This is a genomic window from Microbacterium resistens NBRC 103078 (genome assembly GCF_001552355.1).
Taxonomy (GTDB): domain Bacteria; phylum Actinomycetota; class Actinomycetes; order Actinomycetales; family Microbacteriaceae; genus Microbacterium; species Microbacterium resistens.
Genome location: NZ_BCRA01000099.1, coordinates 1 through 15894, shown reverse-complemented (window position 1 = coordinate 15894; position 15894 = coordinate 1). Strand labels below are relative to the sequence as shown.

The window sequence follows — 15894 nt, the reverse complement described above, 5'->3', positions numbered from 1 at the left end:
GGCGACCAGCCGTCGCAGCAGCGTCGTCTTGCCGACGCCGTTGCGCCCGACCAGCGCGACCCGCTCCGGCCCCTGGACGACCCACGATCGCTCGCCGTCGCCGAGCGTCGCGATCCGGCGGGTGCGGGACACCAGCGGATCGGGCAGCTCGATCTTCATCGTAGCGTCGTCGCGGATGCGCCGACCGGCCTCGTCGAGGGCCTGCCGGGCCTCCGCCTCCTTCGCCTGCACCTCCCCGCGGAGCCTTCCCGCCGAGACCTGGGCTGCCATCTTTCGGCCGTGGGCGACGATCTTCGGCACGCGCTTCTCCAGCTCCGCCTTTCGGGCGGTGCGGGACCGGTGCGCGAGCTTGGTCTCCGCCTCGATCCGCTGCCTCTTCTCCTTGCGGAGGGCCTGGGCCGCGTCGCGCTCGTCCTGCTTCGCGGACTCCTGCTCCGCGTCCAGCCAGGCGCGCCAGGCGGAGTACGGGCCGCCGAACACGCTCAGCGTGTGGGCGTACAGCTCGGCGGTGTCGTCCATCAGCTCCAGGAGCGCGACGTCGTGGCTGACCACGATGAGCGCCCCGCGCCAGGAGCGCACCATGTCGCCGAGACGGGCGCGCGCGTCGCGGTCGAGGTTGTTCGTCGGCTCGTCGAGCAGCGTGATCGGCGCCCGACGGGCCCGGATCCCCGCGATCGCGACGAGGACGGCCTCGCCTCCGGAGAGCTCCCCGACCGTCCGGTCCAGGAACGAGGGGTCGAGGCCGGCTTCGGCCAGGGACGCGGTGGCCCGCGCCTCCACGTCCCAGTCGTCGCCGACCGCGTCGAAGTGGGCGGGGTCGACGTCGCCGGACGTGATGGCGCGGACGGCGTCGAGCGCCTCGGCCACGCCGAGCAGCTCGGCGACGCGGGCGTGCGTGTCGAGGGTGAGGCGCTGCGGGAGGTACGCGACGTCGCCGCCGGTCGTGATCCGGCCGGCGGTCGGCGTCTCCTCCCCTGCGATGAGGCGAAGCAGCGTGGACTTGCCCGAGCCGTTGCGCCCGACGAGGCCGGTACGGCCTGCGCCGAACGCGCCGGAGACGGCGTCGAGGGCGGTGGTGCCGTCCGGCCACGTGAAGCTGACGCGGTCGAGGACGACGGAGGAATGGTTGAGGGGTGTTGACATGAGCGGCTCCCGGGGGTGTGCGGGTGCGCTGATCCCGGTGGCTCCCGAGGCCTCCGGACGGAGACGGGCGCCGTGCGGACCGGTGCCCGGCGGCGAGGCCGGCGGCGGGCGGATCCCTGCTCGTCGAGCGGCTCCGGAAGGGGCGGCTCAGAACGGCAGGCGGCCGGTGGCGGGAAGGATCGTCGGATCAGCGCGTGGACAGGACGCGGAGACGACGATTCAGATCAAGGGACTTCCAGACACGGCGGACAGGACGCTCGACTGTACCGCGGTCGTCGCTTCCGTGCAACCCGGGCGTGTCGCCCGCCGCGAGGCGGACCGGGTCCGCCGTGCGGGGGATGCCGTGGCGGCCGGCCCTGCGTACCGTGGAGGCATGGCAGACGACCGGATGAGTCCGCACGAGGCGCGCCAGCGCATGAGCTGGGGCCTGGGCATGGCGCTCGGGATCGCGATCGGGACGGCCCTGGGAGCGGGCTTGGGCAATCCCGGCCTGGGGATCGCGATCGGTCTCGCCGTCGGCGTGGCCGTCGCCCTCGCCTTCGCCGCGGCCGGTCGCCGTTCCGGTGGGCGCCCCGACGGTTCCCCCGACCCGGACCATTCCCCGGACGCGGACGGCCCCTCGGACCTCCCCGGCCGCTGAGCGCCCGTTCGGTCCGGCTCGGGCGACTCCTTCCTTCGGTCGTTGAGCGAGGAGCGCAGCGACGGGTCTATACGTGGTGGCGGTTCTCGGTCGTTGAGCGAGGAGCGCAGCGACGAGTCGAAACGTGGCGACCCGACCCTGCTTCGTTTCGTCTCGCTGCGCTCGCTCAACGACCGACAACACCCTTTCCGGTCGTTGAGCGAGGAGCGCAGCGACGAGTCGAAACGCGCTCACCCGGGGCTGGTACGCGTTTCGACTCGCTTCGCTCGCTCAACGACCGGGGGCGAGGAGCGCAGCGACGACGCGAAACGCGGTGGACCGCCTCAGGAAACGGGGGGCAGGCCGTCGATCCAGCGCGTGAGGAAGGTGTGGACGTCGGCGAGCTCCTGCTCGGAGACCGAGTGGGTCAGACCCGGATAGACGCGGCCGGTCAGCTCGGCGTGGTCCGGGAGCCACTGCGCGGTGTGCTCCACGAGGACCGGCGGAATCACGTCGTCGTGCGTGCCGCGCCCCCAGAACACCGGGGTGCGATCCGCGCGGAGCTCGTCGTCCCGTGGCAGGTCGCCGGGTGTGGCATAGCCGGAGAGGTTGACGACGGCGCCGATGCGCTCGGGTGCCAGCCGCAGCGCCTGCAGGGCGACGGACGCCCCCTGGGAGAACCCGAGCAGGGCGACCGGGGCCGTGGTCCCGGCGGCCTGTACCTCGTCGTCGAGCCACTCCAGCACGGATGCGGCGGCGCGCGTCACCGAGGAGGCGTCGCGGCGCTCCAGCTCCTCGATCGGGTACCAGGACCGCCCCGGCAGGGGCCACGGCGCAGCGAACGGCGCGGGCAGCGACACCACGGCGAGGGACTCGGGCAGGAACGACGCCAGCGCGAGCAGGTCCCTCTCGTCCGAGCCGTACCCGTGCAGGAGGACGAGGAGCGGCGCGTCGCCGGGCCTGCCCGCGCGGCGCACCGCGGAGCGGTCGATGACGGGGGTCGCGGTCATGGGTCCATCCTGCCAGCGTCCCCCGTGCGCGCCCCGATCGGTCGTGGGCCCGGGCTGTGGATGACCGTGTCAGACCGACGGCGCGCTGGTAGAAAGGGACCATGGCCGTGCGCACCCCTGATCCCGATCCCGCCGACGGCGAGGACCTGCCCGACCCGGGCGATCTCGGCTTCGGGGATGCCGGTGACTTCGGCGAGTCCGCCCTGTCGGGAAACCCGGCGTGGCTGAGCGAGTTCGAGCTGGCCGAGGCGCGTCGTCGGCTGCCGATGCTGTACGTCGAGGCCATCCCGGTCCGCGCCGACGGCTCGGGGCAGGTGACCGACATCGGGATCCTGCTGCGCGCCACACCGATGGGGGAGATCAAGCGCACGATCGTCTCGGGACGGGTGCGCTTCGGCGAGACGGTCCGCGACGCCCTGTTCCGCCACGTCGAGAACGACCTCGGCCCGATGGCGTTCCCCCTGCTGCCCGCGTCGCCGGTGCCCTTCACCGTCGCGGAGTACTTCCCGATCCCCGGCGTGAGCGCCTTTCACGACGACCGGCAGCACGCCGTGTCGCTGGCGTTCGTGGTGCCGGTGACCGGCACGTGCGAGCCGCGTCAGGACGCCCTGGAGGTGACCTGGTTCTCGCCTGAGGAGGCGGCGTCGGACGCGCTCGCGGCCGAGATGGAGGGCGGGCGGGGCACGCTGGTCCGCCAGGCCCTGGCGCACCTCGGCCTCTTGCGCTGAGCGCCGTCGCGTTCGGGGCTCGATCCGGGGAGGATCGCCGCGATGACACGCCCCGAAGCCCCGGAACGGACCCCGAACCCGCCGCACCGGGGCCCGACGGAGACCGGAGTCAGGCCGACGTCAGCCGGGAGAGCGCGGCGACGAAGGCGTCGACGTCGGCCTCGGTCGTGTCGAAGCTGCACATCCACCGGACCTCGTTGCGCGCGGCGTCCCAGTCGTAGAAGCGGAACGTCTCGCGCAGGCGGTCCGCGACGCCGTCCGGCAGAGTCGCGAAGACACCGTTGGACTGCGTGGCCTGCGTGAACGCGACGCCCCGGATGGATCCGTCGGCGATCCCCGCCTCGACCGCGCGGCGCAGGCGCTGGGCCATCGCGTTCGCGTGCCGGGCGTTGCGCAGCCACAGGTCGCCCTCCAGGAGGGCGACGAGCTGGGCCGACACGAAGCGCATCTTCGACGCCAGCTGCATGTTGAGCTTGCGTCCGTAGACGAGGCCGGAGGAGGCCTCGGGGTTCAGGATCACGACGGCCTCGCCGAGCATCGCGCCGTTCTTCGTGCCGCCGAAGCTCATCACGTCGACGCCGGCGTCGCGGGTGAACGCGCGCAGCGGAAGATCCAGCGCGGCGGCGGCGTTCGACGCCCGCGCGCCGTCCATGTGCAGCCGCATGCCGCGCTCGTGGGCGTGATCGGCCAGGGCGCGGATCTCCTCGACGCTGTACAGCGTGCCGAGCTCGGTCGACTGCGTGATGGAGACCACGAGCGGCTGCGCCCGGTGCTCGTCGCCCCAGCCCCAGGCCTCGCGGTCGACGAGCTCCGGGGTGAGCTTGCCGTCCTCCGTCGGGACCGTGAGGAGCTTGATCCCGCCGACCCGCTCCGGCGCCCCGCCCTCGTCGACGTTGATGTGCGCCGTGGCGGCGGCGATGACCGCGCCCCAGCGGGGGAGCATCGACTGCAGGCCCACGACGTTGGCGCCCGTGCCGTTGAAGACCGGGAACGCCTCGACGCCGTCGCCGAGGTGCGCGCGGAAGACCTCCTGCAGGCGGGTCGTGTACGCGTCCTCGCCGTAGGCGATCTGGTGGCCGTCGTTGGCCGCGGCGATGGCCGCCAGGACCTCGGGGTGGATGCCGGAGTAGTTGTCGGAGGCGAAGCCGCGCAGGGCCGTGTCGTGGAGCTGTTCGGTCACCGCTCAAGCTTACGCGGCGGCCGATCCGCTCCCGACCCTGGTGCGATGTCCGAGGCCGCGCGTACCCTCGTCGCCATGGACGCAACCTCCCCCGCAGCGCCCGCCCCGGACGCGGCGAAGACGCCGCTCACCGATGCGCAGCGACACGGCGTGCGCAGCTTCGTCCAGGTGCTCGTGAACACGATGGTCGCGAACGTCACCACCAGCTTCCTCTGGTTCGCGTTGACGTTCTGGGTGTACCTGGAGACGCAGAACGTCATGGCGACCGGGATCGTCGGCGGCGCGTACATGCTGCTCGTCGCGATCTTCTCGATGGTGTTCGGCACGATCGTCGACCGTCACCGCAAGCGCAGTGTGTTCCTCTTCTCCAGTGCGGTCACCGCGGTCGCGTTCGTCGCGGCGTGGCTCATCTACCTCTGGCAGCCGGAACGGGCGCTCCTGGACTTCGGCGGCCCATGGTTCTGGCTGTTCGCCGGCATCATCCTCTTCGGCGCGGTGGTGGAGCAGATGCGCAACATCGCGCTGTCCACGACCGTCACGCTGCTGGTGCCCGTCGACCGGCACGCCAACGCCAACGGCTGGGTCGGCACGGTCCAGGGACTCGCGTTCATCGTCACGAGCGTGTTCAGCGGCCTCGCCATCGGATTCCTCGGGATGGGCGGGACGCTCGCGATCGCCGTGCTGTTCACCCTGGTCTCCCTCGTGCACATCGTGTTCGTGCGGATCCCCGAGAAGCAGCCGGAGGTGGATCCGAACGCGCCGAGCGCGCTGGACTTCCGCGGGAGCATCGCCGCGATCCGCGCCGTTCCCGGGCTGTTCGTCCTCCTGCTGTTCGCGATGTTCAACAACCTCGTCGGCGGCGTCTACATGGCGCTGATGGACCCCTACGGCCTGGAGCTCATGCCGGTGCAGTGGTGGGGCGTGATGCTCGCCGTGTCGTCCACGGGGTTCATCATCGGCGGGCTGGTCATCGCGGCGCGCGGCCTCGGCCGCAATCCGATCCGGACGATGCTGCTGCTGGTGATCGTCACCGGTGCCGTCGGGTCCCTGTTCGCGATCCGGGACTGGTGGGTCCTGTTCGGGATCGGCATGTGGATCTACATGATGCTCATCCCCGCGATCGAGGCGGCGGAGCAGACGGTGATCCAGAAGGTGGTGCCGTTCGAGCGGCAGGGGAGGGTCTTCGGTTTCGCGTCGGCGATGGAGGCCTCCGCGGCGCCGGTCACGGCGTTCCTCATCGCGCCGATCGCGCAGTACGTGATCATCCCCTACGTCGAGTCCCGGGAAGGGTCGGCCCACTGGGAGTGGCTGGTCGGCGTCGGGGACGCCCGCGGCATCGCGGTGATCTTCTTCTTCGCCGGGCTCGTCACGATCGGTCTCGGTCTGATCGCCTTCACCACCCGGGCCTACCGGTCCGTGAGCGCCAGCTATGCCGAAGCGCCGGCGAGCGACCCGACCGCCGCGGACGACCGCGCAACGGGCGACGACACCGCGGAGGAGGCCGGCGCGGCGGAGACAGGCACGACGGAGGGCGAGGTCGCATCCGCCGGGGAAGCGGTCGGAACGCCGATCGTGGTGGCGCCGCCCGCGACGCGTGGCGGGCTGGTGACGCCGGACCCGGTCGACGGGCCGCCCGCCTCGGACACGCGGCGCCCCGGACCGGAGGCTTGACGACGACCGGCTCCCGCGGAAGCATGTGCGGGTGACGGACGACGAGCACGACCAGCCTCCGACCGCGAGCGCGTCGAGCGCGACACGCCACCGCCCCGCCGAGCAGCGGCACGCCGTCCTCTCCGCCGAGCGGCTGAAGGCGTTCGTGGACGCCGTGGTCGCGATCGCGATGACGCTGCTGATCCTCCCGCTCATGGAGAGCGTGATCGAGCTCGGCCGGGAGAGACGGACGGTCCTGGAATACCTCTCGGAGGAGAACGGCCAGCTCGTCAGCTTCGCGATGAGCTTCGTCCTGATCGCGGTGTCCTGGATCACCCATCATCGGGTCTTCGACCGGGTCGAGCGCACGACGAACGCGCTCGTCTGGCTTCAGGTCGCCTGGATGTTCACGATCGTCTGGCTTCCCGTGCCGACCGCGATGCTGGGGTCCATGGAGACCGACACCGTGCAGAAGGTCCTCTACATCGGGACGCTCCTCGTGACCGCGCTGCTGATGCTCGCGACCCGGCTGTACCTTCGGGCGCACCCCGAGCTGCACAGGATCCCCGACGCCGCGCTCACCGAGGGCGTCCGGGTGGAGATCGTGCTCTGCGCCCTGTTCGGGATCGCGCTGCTCGTCGCCGTGCTGATCCCGGCCGTCGGCTACTGGGCGATGTTCCTCATGGTGCTCTCCGCGCCGGCACAGGCGATCCTCGGCCGCCGGTCTGCGCGGGCGGAGCGCACGTCCGCCGGCGCCGGAGACGCGGGAAGAGTCCGCTGAGTCCGCGGGACCCGGCGCTCGGGCCGTGGGTGCCGCGGATCAGGCGATGTCGATGATGCGGTCGTTGAGGGCGTCGGCGTCCTGGTCCCAGAGCCCGGCGACCGCCGCGGCCAGCTCGTCGCGCACGTCGTCGAGGCTGCGGACACGGAAAACGACCGCCGCGGCGCGCAGCGGCTCGCCCGCGTCGCGCGCGGCCTTGGCGAAGCCGTGGGCGACCGCGCGTGTCCACGCTTCGCTCGCCGCCTTGACCGCAGCGTAGTTCGCGCCGCCGGCGAGCGGGCGCGCCACGGCCGTCGAGGACACGATCGCGAAGCGGCCCGCGTCCGAGGCGCGCAGGTCCGCGTCGAACGCGCGGCTGACCACCCGGACCGCCGTGAACGACGCCTCCAGCGCCCGGTAGTCGGCCTCGGTCTGCCCCGCGAGGCCTCCGCCCCCGCGCCACCCGCCGACGAGCGGGATCACCGCGTCGACGTGGATGTCCTCGGCGGCGAGCCGCGTCGCGAGCCCGGCCACCTCGGCCTCGTTCGTCAGCCCGCAGACCTCCGTGCGCACCGGATGACCACCGACGGCCGCAGCGGCGAGCGCCTCGAGCTTCTGCGGGTCGCGGCCCACCGCGATCACCCGCGCCCCGGTCGTGACCAGGGTGCGGGCGACGGCCAGGCCCGCCGGGCTCGTCGCCCCCGCGAGGAGGACGACGCGCCCGGCGGCGCCGCGTGCGGTGTCAGTCATCCGTGCCGCGGATCCCGACCGTCGACTCGATCACCGGCTTCATCTTCTTGTCGAGCGTCTCGAAGAACATCGACAGCGGGAACTCGTCGTCCATCACCGCGTCGGTGTACCCCTTGGGGGCGCCGGCGAGGATCTCGTCGCTCAGGCCGCGCGCCCACTGCGACGCCGGGTGCGGGGTGAGCGTGCCGCGGACGAGCTCGTAGGCGGCCAGCCAGTGCGCGGTCTTCGGGCGGTCGATCGAGTGCCAGTACAGGTCGTCGATCGCGTCCCCGAGCGCCACGACCGCGTCGGGCACGTTCTCCCAGTCGAAGGCGAGGGCGGTGTCGGTCCAGTGCAGCACGCCGCGCTGGTGCAGCCACGCGAACAGCAGCTGGCCGCCGACCGCGTCGTAGTTGCGGGTGCGGTTGCCCGTGATCGCGAAGCGGAAGATGCGGTCGAAGATCACCGCGTACTGCACGAGGTGCGCGTAGTCGTGCATCTCCTGCTCGGTCTCGGTGAGCTGCTCGCCGGCGGCGACGCGCGCGTCGAACGCGCGCTCGATCTTCACCGACTCGCGGAAGGCCGTCATGTCGCAGCGCATCTCCTCGAGCGAGTAGAGGAAGAACGGCATCCGCTGCTTGATCATGAACGGATCGAACGGCAGGTCGCCGCGCATGTGCGTGCGGTCGTGGATGATGTCCCACATCACGAACGTCTTCTCGGTCGTCTGCTGGTCGTCGAGCATCGCGGCGGCGCGCTCGGGCAGGTCGAGGTTCGTGATCTCGCTGGCGGCGCGCACCACGCGGCGGTACCGGGCCGCCTCGCGGTCCTGGAAGATCGCGCCCCACGTGAACGAGGGGATCTCGCGCATCGCGACGGTCTCCGGGAACAGCACGGCCGAGTTGGTGTCGTAGCCCGGGGTGAAGTCGACCAGGCGCAGCGAGACGAACAGCTTGTTGCCGTAGTCGCCGGCCTCCAGCTCGGCGATGAACTCCGGCCAGATGGTCTCGACGATCAGTGCCTCGACGAGGCGGTCGCTGGAGCCGTTCTGCGTGTACATCGGGAAGACGACGAGATGGCGGATGCCGTCGATGCGGTGCTGCTGTGGCTGGAAGGCCACCAGCGAGTCGAGGAAGTCGGGCACGCCGAAGCCCTCGTCGGCCCAGCGCTGGAAGTCCTTCACCGACGCGGCGAGGTAGTCGGCGTCGTGCGGGAAGGCCGGGGTGAGGGCGCGGATGCCGGCGATGATCGCGGCGACGTGGGCGCGCGCGGCCTCGTGGTCGGCGGCGTTCGGGATCGACCCGTCCTTGATCTGCAGGGGGCGGATCGCGATCGCGGCGTCCTTGAGAAGTGTCCACGCCGCCGAGCGCTCGGCGGTGGCGGCGTCCTCCACGACCTCGGGCTCGCCGATGATGGCCTGCGCGTGCATGGGGGAAGTGATGGACATCGGGACCTCCGATCGAGGATCATGCCGGAAATTTTCCGGCAGAAGCGGGTTGACGAGACTATTCTTCCATTCATGGATGATCCTGTCGACCTGTCGATCCTGGCCGCGATCTCTCGGGACGGTCGCGCCACGCTGGCCCAGCTCTCCGAGCAGGTGGGGTTGTCCGTCTCGGCGGTGCAGTCGCGGCTTCGCAAGCTGGAGTCGCGCGGGGTGATCGGCGGCTACCGCCCGATCGTCGACCCGGAGGCGGTGGGGCGTCCGCTCTCGGCGTTCATCGAGATCACCCCGCTGGATCCTGCCCAGCCCGACAACGCGCCCGAGCTCCTGGAGCACCTCGACGCGATCGAGGCGTGCCACTCGATCGCGGGCGACGCCAGCTACATGCTCTTCGTCCGGGTGCCCACGCCCCGCGCGCTGGAGCAGCTCGTCCGCGACATCCGCCTCGCCGCCAACGTGAGCACGCGCACCACCGTGGTCCTGCAGACCTTCTACGAGCACCGTCCGATCGTGCCCCAGGCGCCGGCCGGCGACTGACCCGGCCGATCGTCGGGCGGCGATCCCCGGCCCCGTAGGCTGGGCGCGAGGAGGGCGGATGACCCAGGGCACGACCGAGGGCCGGATCCATGGCACGACGGCGAGCGAGATCGCCGACAGCATCCGGGTGCGCATCGACACCGGCGCGCTGACGGCCGGCGACGCGCTGCCGACCGTGCGCGCCCTCGCCGAGGAGCTCGGCGTGAACCGGAACACGGTGTCGTCCGCCTACCGCTCCCTCGCCCGCGCCGGGGTCGTGACCAGTCGCGGCCGAGCCGGCACGGTGGTCGCCGGCGCCGTGCTCACCGAGGAGGAGGGCTTCGCCCGGGGAACGGTGCTGCGCGACATCGGCAGCGGCAATCCGGATCCGGATCTGCTGCCGCTGCCGGTCCTCTCGGAGCTCGACCTGCGCACGAGCGCCCTGTACGGCGAGGACCTCATCGATGCGGGGCTGCGGTCGTGGGCGACGCCGTGGCTCGCGCAGGCGCAGCCGCGGCCGTTCGAGCTGACCGTCACGTCGGGCGCGGTGGACGCCCTGGAGCGGCTCCTCGCGGCGAGTCTCGCGCACGGTGACGCGGTCGCCATGGAGGATCCCTGTTTCCTCTCCAGCATCAACGTGGTGAAGCTGGGCGGCTACCGGGCCGTCGGCATCCCCCTCGACGACGAGGGCATGACGGTCGACGGGCTGCGGGCCGCGCTCGACACGGGCGCCCGGGCGGTCGTCTGCACCCCGAGGGCCCACAACCCGACCGGGATCAGCCTCAGTGCGCGCCGTGCGGAGGAACTGCGCCGTGTCCTCGCCGCATACCCCCACGTCCTCATCGTCGAGGACGACCACTACTCGCTCCTTTCCCGCCGTCCGTACCACTCGGTCGTCCCGGACGGGCATGCGCGGTGGGCGCTGGTGCGGTCCATGTCGAAGTTCCTGGGGCCGGATCTGCGCCTCGCGCTGCTCGCGAGCGACCCGGACACCGCCGTTCAGCTGCGAGCGCGACTGTCTCCGGGGACGACCTGGGTGAGCCGGATCCTGCAGCGGGTCGCGGTCGGGATGCTGGATCATCCGGACACCCCCGCCGCGCTGGAACGAGCCGCGTCGCATTACGGCGCCCGGAACGACGCGCTGCGCGGCCTCCTCCGCGAGCGGGGGATCACGGCACGCGGAGACGACGGGCTGAACGTCTGGGTCGAGTGCGGTGTCGACGCGCGCGCCGTGTCGGAGGCCATGATGCGCCGCGGCTGGCTGGTCCGCACCGGCGGCGTCTTCCACCTCGAGCCCGACGAGTCCGCACCGGAGATCCGGCTGACGACGCACACCCTGGACGAGGACGAGCTCCGCGCGCTCTCGGACGATCTGCGCGCCGCCATCGACGAGGCCCGCGCCCGCACCCGCCGCTGACTCGGCCGTCGGCCGGGGCTGCGCGCTTCGCTCCTCGCTCAACGACCGGTGGGGGCGGGTGTTCGGTCGTTGAGCGAGCGCAGCGAGTCGAAACGCGGTGACTCGGGGCTGGGTGCGTTTCGTCTCGGTGCTGCGCTCCTCGCTCAACGACCGGGGGAGTGGCGGTGTTCGGTGGTTGAGCGAGCGGAGCGAGTCGAAATGCGGCACCCCGGGGCTGGGTGCGTTTCGTCTCGGTGCTTCGCTCCTCGCTCAACGGCCGGGGGAGTGGCGGGTTCGGTCGTTGAGCGAGCGGAGCGAGTCGAAACGCGGTGACCCGGGGCGACACCGTTTCGTCTCGGTGCTGCGCTCCTCGCTCAACGACCGGGGGAGTGGCGGCTCTCGGTCGTTGAGCGACACTTCGACTCGCTTCGCTCGCTCAGTGCGGGTCTCCGCGAGTCGAAACGCGGTGACCCGGGGCTGGGCGCGGCACTCCTCCCTCAACGGACGGTGGGGCAAAGGGGGCCGCACTAGGATTCCTGCGTGGCATCCTCGAAGCGCTCCCGCGCGGCGACCCCGTCGCGCCCGAAGACCTACTCCCGATCCGGCAATCCGGCCAAGCGTCCCGTCGCGGAGGCTCGTCCGGTGACCGTCGGCGACTGGATCGGCGCCGCCCGCCCCCGGACGCTGCCGCTCGCGATCGCCCCGGTGCTGATCGGCACGGGCGCGGCCCGGCTGAGCGATCCGGCCTTCCACTGGGTGATCGCTCTCGCATGCCTCGCGGTGGCGGTGCTGCTCCAGATCGGGGTCAACTTCGCCAACGACTACAGCGACGGCGTGCGCGGCACGGATGCGCACCGGGTCGGACCGGCCCGGCTGACGGCCTCCGGACGGGTCCCGGCGCGTGCGGTGCTCGTGGTCGCCCTGGTGTTCTTCGGCCTCGCGGCGATCGCCGGCCTGGCGATCGTCATCCGTACCCAGCAGTGGTGGATGATCGCCGTCGGCGCCGTCTGCATCGTCGCCGCCTGGTTCTACACCGGCGGGAAGCGGCCCTACGGCTACAACGCGCTGGGCGAGGTGTTCGTCTTCGTCTTCTTCGGCCTCGTCGCCACGCTCGGCACCACCTGGGTGCAGGTGCAGGACCTGCCGCAGGAGGCCTGGCTCGGCGCGGTCTGCGCCGGGCTGTTCGCCTGCGCCGTGCTCCTGGCCAACAACCTCCGCGACATCGACCAGGACCGCGTGGCCGGCAAGCGCACGCTCACCGTGGTCATCGGCCGGCGCGCGACGCAGATCCTCTACACGGCCTTCGCGATCCTGCCGTTCGCCGCCGTGGTGTACCTGGCGCTCTTCTACCCCATCGCGTGGTTGGCTCTGCTCGCGCTCCTCGCGATCCTGCCGGCCGTGGTGATCGTGTGGATGTACCGGGAGCCGAAGGAGCTGGTCGTGGCGCTGGCCCTGACCTCGCTCGGCGCGCTGGCCTACGCCGGTGGACTGTTCTGGGCCTTCATCGGCTGAGCGGACGGATCAGAGTCCGGCGCCCACGAGGGCCTCGCCCAGGGGTGTGCGCAGATGGAGCATGCGCGCGCCGTCGCGCCTGCTCTCCACGAGACCGGCGTCCCGCAGCACGGTGAGGTGGTGGGAGGCGGTCGACACGGCGATTCCCGTCTCGGCGGCCACCTGGCTCGTCGTCCGGGCGACATGACCGGACAGCAGGATCCGCGCCCGGACGGGACCGACCAGCGCTCCCAGCGCACCGGCCAGGTCCGCCGCATCCCGTGCCCATCCGGCGGTGACTCCGCGGGCGGGGTAGAACAGCGTGGGCTGCGCGGGCGGCTCCGTCAGCACCATGCACCCCCAGGACGACATGACCGAGGGCACGAGCACGAGGCCGCTTCCGCGACAGTCGACCTCCTCGCTGTGCCGGCGGAGGCGCACGCGGACCGCGTCGTCGCCCCAGCTGACGGCGGGATGGATGTCCGAGGCCATGGCGGCCAGCCCCGCCGAGGCGACGACGCGGGAACGCACGGCGATGTCGGCGCGCAGCAGCCGCTCCAGCTGCGGCCACACGGGGGCGAGGGCGGCCTCCCACACCTGTTCCCAGGCATCGGCGATGACCGCGCGAGCGCGCTCGGGACGCTCCTGCATGCGCCGGAGCGCGTCCTGGCGACGTCCGCTGGAACGGATCACCATCTTGCCGAGATCCACGCGCATTCCCGCGAGGGGCGCCTCCTTCAGGGCGGCGAGCTCGTCGGCGGGCGTCATGTCCCAGCGGGCGGCGGCAGTGAGGAAGTCGGGCATGTAGCCGTCCGCGCCGATCACGTGCACGAGCACGGCGAACGGCTCCGGCGGCAACCGGTCGCGCACCTGACGCAGCCATCCCCACTGCAGGGGATGGTCCTCGGGGCGGACGAGGATGCGGACGGCGTGGGCCAGTTCGTGCCCCGGGGAGATTCCGAATCGCACGGCCTGGAGGTCGCCGGGCCCGAGGTGGAAGTCGACGTGATGCGGAGAGTCCGAGTTTCGATCCACGTCGAAACTCTACGGCGTCCACCCGGTCGCGGGAAGAGTGGCCTCGCGGCCGCGGAGACGGCCCCGAACGAGGAGAGAGGAACACGATGACGCACACCATCGCAGACCCGATCGTGCACCCCGAGCGGATCCGGATCGGCACCCGCGCGAGCCGTCGTTTCGAGGGCAGCGAGCACGGGGCGGGGATCTCCTACTTCTACGTGGAGAATGAGCCCGGCGAGGGCCCCGGGCTGCACTGGCACCCCTACCCGGAGACGTGGGTCGTGATCGAGGGAGAGGCGGAGTTCACGGTCGGCGCGGAGACGTTCCGCGGCTCCGCGGGCGACACCGCGACCGGTCCCGCACACGTCCCGCACCGGTTCGTGAACGTCGGCACCGGCACCCTGCGGATCCTTGGGATCCACGCCTCCGACACCATCGTCCAGACCTTCCTGGACGAGAACGACTGACCCATTCCCAAGGAGACAACCATGTCCTTTCAGGCATACCTGGACACCATCGAGACCAAGACCGGTCTGACGCCGAGGCAGCTCGTCGAGCGCGCCGCCGAGCGCGGATTCGGCCCCGGCACCAAGGCCGGGCCGATCCTCGACTGGCTGAAGGCGGACTACGACCTCGGCCGCGGACACGGCATGGCGCTCGTCCACGTGATCACCAAAGGCCCGCGGATCAGCGACGCGCACGTCGGCCGCGGCGGCTCGCACGGCGACGCCTCCGACACGCTCTGGCTCGACGGACAGGCGACGAACCCGCACGTGTCCGCGCGGAAGGGAACCGGCCGATGACCGTGCGCGCCGACCTCAACATCTCCCTCGACGGCTTCGCGTCGACGACGGACCAGACCCCGGAGAACCCGATGGGCGAGGACTGGTTCCGGCTCGTCGAGGCGTACGCCGCGACGAGGACCATGCGCCGGCGTGTGTTCGGCGACGAGTCCGGGGCCGGGACGACGGGTGTGGACGAGAAGTACGCGGCGGCGTACTTCACCGGCGTCGGGGCCGAGATCATGGGCGCCGGGATGTTCGGGCTGCACGCCCATCCCGACGATCCGGACTGGCGCGGGTGGTGGGGCGAGGAGCCGCCGTTCCACGTCCCCGTGTTCGTGCTCACGCATCGTCCGCGCCCGGATCTCGAGATGCGCGGAGGCACCACGTTCCATTTCGTCGACCTGTCGCCGAAGGACGCGCTCGCCCGGGCGCACGAGGCGGCCGGCGACGCGGACGTGCGCATCGGCGGGGGAGTCCGGACCGTGCGCGCGTTCCTGGCGGAGGGCCTCGTGGACCAGCTGCACGTCGGGATCGCGCCGATCCTGCTCGGCAGGGGACTGCGGCTCTGGGACGATCTGCGCGGGCTCGAGTCCGACTATGCGGTGAGCAGCGAGACGGCCGAGAGCGGCACGATCCACGTCACGTTCCGTCGTCGCTGACCGCGACGACGCGGCGGGACGCAGACGCGGACGGATGCGGCGTCGCCGCGGCGGATCACCGCTCGCCGGCGGCGTCGTCCTCCACGTCCTCGTCGCTGCGTCGGTTCTCCCGGTCGCTGCGGCGCTCGTAGATCTCACGGGACGCGTTCGACAGCGGGGCGCGCAGGAACAGCAGGGAGATGCTGATGCCGATCAACGCCGCGAACAGCACCGCGAGCCACCAGAACTCCCGGAAGATCGGGAAGAAGAACCAGAGGATGCCCAGCGGCACCAGGAACGCGAGCAGCCGCAGCACGGAGTACACGAGCAGGGGCGGGAGCTTCACCGTGCCAGTCTACGAAAGGCGCTGAGGCGTCCGCTGTGAGCGACCGGGCCCGGTCACAGCTGGGCGACGATCCGTCGTTCGCGCCCCGACACGGAGCCGCGCCTCAGGCGCCATGCCTACACTGAAAGGGTGGCGCGGTTTCTCGTGATCGGCGGCATCCTGGCCGCCTTCTTCTGGATCTACAGCATCGTCGACTGCTCCGTTCAGCCGGCGACGCGCCACCGGGGCGTGTCCAAGGGCGCATGGATCGCGATCGTCGTGCTCATCCCCGTGATCGGCGGGATCCTGTGGTTCGTCATCGGGCGCGCCCGGCCGGGCTCCTCTCCCCGGGGCGACCTGTTCGTGCCGCTCGACAACGATCCCGCGCACCTGCGGCGGATCAGCGAGGCGGAGCAGGAGCGCCGCATCCGCGCTCTCGAGGAGGAGCTCGCCCGCCTGGACG

At 71.7% G+C, this 15894-nt stretch carries 18 protein-coding genes; 11 read left to right on the top strand and 7 right to left on the bottom strand.

Annotation, left to right across the window (positions count from 1 at the left end):
* Window positions 1-1143, bottom strand: a 1143-nt coding sequence (locus MR1_RS15095) for an ATP-binding cassette domain-containing protein (protein WP_067248673.1), incomplete at its 3' end; no start/stop codon positions are given.
* 373 nt (window positions 1144-1516) lie between these two features.
* On the opposite strand from MR1_RS15095, the gene MR1_RS15090 reads away from it, so the two are divergent.
* On the top strand, window positions 1517-1783 hold the full coding sequence (locus tag MR1_RS15090; protein ID WP_217996234.1) for a hypothetical protein: 267 nt from the start codon (window positions 1517-1519) through the stop codon (window positions 1781-1783).
* A 323-nt stretch (window positions 1784-2106) separates the two neighbouring features.
* Here the strand turns inward: MR1_RS15090 and MR1_RS15085 are convergent, their stop codons facing one another.
* Complete coding sequence (locus tag MR1_RS15085; RefSeq protein ID WP_067248670.1) at window positions 2107-2772, bottom strand: alpha/beta hydrolase; 666 nt, start codon at window positions 2770-2772, stop codon at window positions 2107-2109.
* A 101-nt stretch (window positions 2773-2873) separates the two neighbouring features.
* On the opposite strand from MR1_RS15085, the gene MR1_RS15080 reads away from it, so the two are divergent.
* On the top strand, window positions 2874-3500 hold the full coding sequence (locus tag MR1_RS15080) for an NUDIX hydrolase family protein (protein WP_067248667.1): 627 nt from the start codon (window positions 2874-2876) through the stop codon (window positions 3498-3500).
* Between the two features lie 109 nt (window positions 3501-3609).
* Here MR1_RS15080 and MR1_RS15075 read toward each other — a convergent pair whose 3' ends face one another.
* Entirely contained in the window at window positions 3610-4680 is a 1071-nt protein-coding gene (locus MR1_RS15075) for a threonine aldolase family protein (protein ID WP_067248664.1), read from the bottom strand.
* A 75-nt stretch (window positions 4681-4755) separates the two neighbouring features.
* Between MR1_RS15075 and MR1_RS15070 the strand changes: the two genes are divergently transcribed.
* Complete coding sequence (locus tag MR1_RS15070) at window positions 4756-6351, top strand: MFS transporter (protein WP_409366266.1); 1596 nt, start codon at window positions 4756-4758, stop codon at window positions 6349-6351.
* A gap of 31 nt (window positions 6352-6382) precedes the next feature.
* Window positions 6383-7111 (top strand): TMEM175 family protein, encoded by a 729-nt coding sequence (locus MR1_RS15065; protein WP_255218169.1) that lies wholly within the window; start codon window positions 6383-6385, stop codon window positions 7109-7111.
* A gap of 39 nt (window positions 7112-7150) precedes the next feature.
* On the opposite strand, the gene MR1_RS15060 is transcribed toward MR1_RS15065, so the two are convergent.
* Both MR1_RS15060 and MR1_RS15055 read right to left on the bottom strand, forming a co-directional pair.
* Entirely contained in the window at window positions 7151-7840 is a 690-nt protein-coding gene (locus MR1_RS15060) for an SDR family NAD(P)-dependent oxidoreductase (protein ID WP_067248661.1), read from the bottom strand.
* Window positions 7833-9266: a DUF6421 family protein gene (locus MR1_RS15055; RefSeq protein WP_067248658.1), complete on the bottom strand. Its 1434-nt coding sequence runs from the start codon at window positions 9264-9266 to the stop codon at window positions 7833-7835. The genes MR1_RS15060 and MR1_RS15055 overlap by 8 nt, the downstream gene beginning before the upstream one ends.
* Window positions 9267-9338: 72 nt before the next feature.
* Here MR1_RS15055 and MR1_RS15050 point away from each other — a divergent pair, with 72 nt between their 5' ends.
* From MR1_RS15050 to MR1_RS15040, 3 genes are all read left to right on the top strand, one after another.
* Entirely contained in the window at window positions 9339-9800 is a 462-nt protein-coding gene (locus tag MR1_RS15050; protein ID WP_067248654.1) for an Lrp/AsnC family transcriptional regulator, read from the top strand.
* Between the two features lie 58 nt (window positions 9801-9858).
* Window positions 9859-11196: an aminotransferase class I/II-fold pyridoxal phosphate-dependent enzyme gene (locus MR1_RS15045; RefSeq protein WP_067248652.1), complete on the top strand. Its 1338-nt coding sequence runs from the start codon at window positions 9859-9861 to the stop codon at window positions 11194-11196.
* Window positions 11197-11715: 519 nt separating this feature from the next.
* A complete protein-coding gene (locus tag MR1_RS15040) occupies window positions 11716-12687 on the top strand; it encodes a 1,4-dihydroxy-2-naphthoate polyprenyltransferase (protein WP_067248649.1) in 972 nt (323 codons plus the stop codon).
* A gap of 9 nt (window positions 12688-12696) precedes the next feature.
* On the opposite strand, the gene MR1_RS15035 is transcribed toward MR1_RS15040, so the two are convergent.
* Window positions 12697-13701, bottom strand: a complete 1005-nt coding sequence (locus MR1_RS15035; protein WP_067248645.1) for an ArsR/SmtB family transcription factor — start codon at window positions 13699-13701, stop codon at window positions 12697-12699.
* 86 nt (window positions 13702-13787) lie between these two features.
* On the opposite strand from MR1_RS15035, the gene MR1_RS15030 reads away from it, so the two are divergent.
* Genes MR1_RS15030 through MR1_RS15020 form a run of 3 tightly spaced genes read left to right on the top strand, consistent with a single transcriptional unit; the run spans window position 13788 to window position 15127 of the window.
* Entirely contained in the window at window positions 13788-14150 is a 363-nt protein-coding gene (locus tag MR1_RS15030) for a cupin domain-containing protein (RefSeq protein WP_067248642.1), read from the top strand.
* 21 nt (window positions 14151-14171) lie between these two features.
* Window positions 14172-14486, top strand: coding sequence for a DUF4287 domain-containing protein (locus MR1_RS15025; protein WP_067248637.1), 315 nt, complete (start codon window positions 14172-14174; stop codon window positions 14484-14486).
* Window positions 14483-15127 (top strand): dihydrofolate reductase family protein, encoded by a 645-nt coding sequence (locus MR1_RS15020; protein ID WP_067248633.1) that lies wholly within the window; start codon window positions 14483-14485, stop codon window positions 15125-15127. The genes MR1_RS15025 and MR1_RS15020 overlap by 4 nt, the downstream gene beginning before the upstream one ends.
* A 55-nt stretch (window positions 15128-15182) precedes the next feature.
* Here MR1_RS15020 and MR1_RS15015 read toward each other — a convergent pair whose 3' ends face one another.
* A complete protein-coding gene (locus tag MR1_RS15015; RefSeq protein WP_067248629.1) occupies window positions 15183-15452 on the bottom strand; it encodes a DUF4229 domain-containing protein in 270 nt (89 codons plus the stop codon).
* A gap of 129 nt (window positions 15453-15581) precedes the next feature.
* On the opposite strand from MR1_RS15015, the gene MR1_RS15010 reads away from it, so the two are divergent.
* Window positions 15582-15894 (top strand): PLD nuclease N-terminal domain-containing protein (locus MR1_RS15010; RefSeq protein ID WP_067248627.1); only part of this gene is annotated, 313 nt, incomplete at its 3' end.

Coding starts and splice junctions, on each gene's coding strand:
- MR1_RS15090 (WP_217996234.1), top strand. CDS start 1,517: ATGGCAGACGACCGGATGAGTCCGCACGAGGCGCGCCAGCGCATGAGC.
- MR1_RS15085 (WP_067248670.1), bottom strand. CDS start 2,772: ATGACCGCGACCCCCGTCATCGACCGCTCCGCGGTGCGCCGCGCGGGC.
- MR1_RS15080 (WP_067248667.1), top strand. CDS start 2,874: ATGGCCGTGCGCACCCCTGATCCCGATCCCGCCGACGGCGAGGACCTG.
- MR1_RS15070 (WP_409366266.1), top strand. CDS start 4,756: ATGGACGCAACCTCCCCCGCAGCGCCCGCCCCGGACGCGGCGAAGACG.
- MR1_RS15060 (WP_067248661.1), bottom strand. CDS start 7,840: ATGACTGACACCGCACGCGGCGCCGCCGGGCGCGTCGTCCTCCTCGCG.
- MR1_RS15055 (WP_067248658.1), bottom strand. CDS start 9,266: ATGTCCATCACTTCCCCCATGCACGCGCAGGCCATCATCGGCGAGCCC.
- MR1_RS15050 (WP_067248654.1), top strand. CDS start 9,339: ATGGATGATCCTGTCGACCTGTCGATCCTGGCCGCGATCTCTCGGGAC.
- MR1_RS15045 (WP_067248652.1), top strand. CDS start 9,859: ATGACCCAGGGCACGACCGAGGGCCGGATCCATGGCACGACGGCGAGC.
- MR1_RS15030 (WP_067248642.1), top strand. CDS start 13,788: ATGACGCACACCATCGCAGACCCGATCGTGCACCCCGAGCGGATCCGG.
- MR1_RS15025 (WP_067248637.1), top strand. CDS start 14,172: ATGTCCTTTCAGGCATACCTGGACACCATCGAGACCAAGACCGGTCTG.
- MR1_RS15020 (WP_067248633.1), top strand. CDS start 14,483: ATGACCGTGCGCGCCGACCTCAACATCTCCCTCGACGGCTTCGCGTCG.